Below are 1,175 nucleotides of genomic sequence, written 5' to 3'. Positions count from 1 at the left end.
GACTTCGGTGAGAGCTTTTGCGTGCAGTCGGTGTGCAAACCGATCAACTACTGCCTCACGCTGGAGGGGCACGGTGCCGAGGTGGTCCACCGGCATGTGGGACGGGAGCCGAGCGGACTCGGATTCAACGAACTGTCGGTCAACGGGAACGGTCTCCCCCACAACCCGATGATCAACTCCGGTGCCATCATGAGTTGTTCGCTCATCGAGGCCTCCCTCGACATCGCCGACCGCTTCGACTACGTGGCGGACACCTGGCGACGGCTGTCGGGCGGCAGCCCCGTCGGATTCAACAACGCCGTCTACCTCTCCGAGCGGCAGACGGCCGACCGCAACTTCGCCCTCGGCTACTTCATGCGCGAGCACGGCGCCTTCCCGGCCGGCATCAACCTGATCGAGACCCTGGAGTTCTACTTCCAGTGCTGTTCGGTCGAACTCAACGCCGGTGCCCTGGCTTCCGTGGCCTCCACCCTCGCCAACGGCGGCGTAGTGCCCCTCTCCGGGGACCGGGTCTTCTCGACCGGCACCGTACAGAAGTGCCTCTCCCTCATGTCGTCCTGCGGCATGTACGACTACTCCGGTGAGTTCGCCTTCACCATCGGCCTGCCGGCCAAGAGCGGGGTGTCCGGGGCCCTCATGCTCGTCGTCCCGCAGGTCATGGGTATCGCCATCTGGTCGCCCCGCCTCGACACACTGGGAAACTCCGTGCGGGGCATCGAGTTCTGCAAGCAACTGGTCGCCAAGTACAACTTCCACGTGTACGACTCCCTCGTAGGAGACGACAGGCAGGGCAAGCGCGACCCGCGGCTGCAGAAGAACCAGACGGCGATCGAGGGAACGATCCAGCTCCTGTGGTCGGCGAGCAAGGGCGACGCCGACGGGGTACGTGCCTGTCTGGCGTCGGGAGTTGCGCCCTCCTCCAGTGATTACGACGGCCGTACAGCCCTCCACTTGGCAGCTTCCGAGGGGCATCTCGACGTCGTCACCTATCTGTTGGAGCAGGGCGCCGACCTGGCAGCCACCGACCGGTGGGGCGGGACCCCGCTCACCGACGCGGAGAACGGCCGCCACACCACAGTTATCGAGGCTCTGAGGCGGGCGGCCGCTCCCGTCGCGGCATCTCCCCGGGCCAGGAAGCAGACCGCCTGACCCCCACGGATTCCCGGACGAATCCG

The 1,175-nt window shown here is 66.0% G+C and carries 1 protein-coding gene; it reads left to right on the top strand.

Going from position 1 to position 1,175, the window contains the following annotated elements; translation table 11 throughout:
- The coding region (locus ACI2LP_RS34465; RefSeq protein WP_404728477.1) for a glutaminase at positions 1-1,149 on the top strand (1,149 nt) is incomplete at its 5' end.
- Positions 1,150-1,175: the final 26 nt, after the last annotated feature.

The sequence above is a fragment of the Streptomyces sp. NPDC019890 genome, assembly GCF_044903445.1.
Taxonomy (GTDB): Bacteria; Actinomycetota; Actinomycetes; order Streptomycetales; family Streptomycetaceae; genus Streptomyces.
This window is presented reverse-complemented; position numbering and strand designations above follow the sequence as displayed.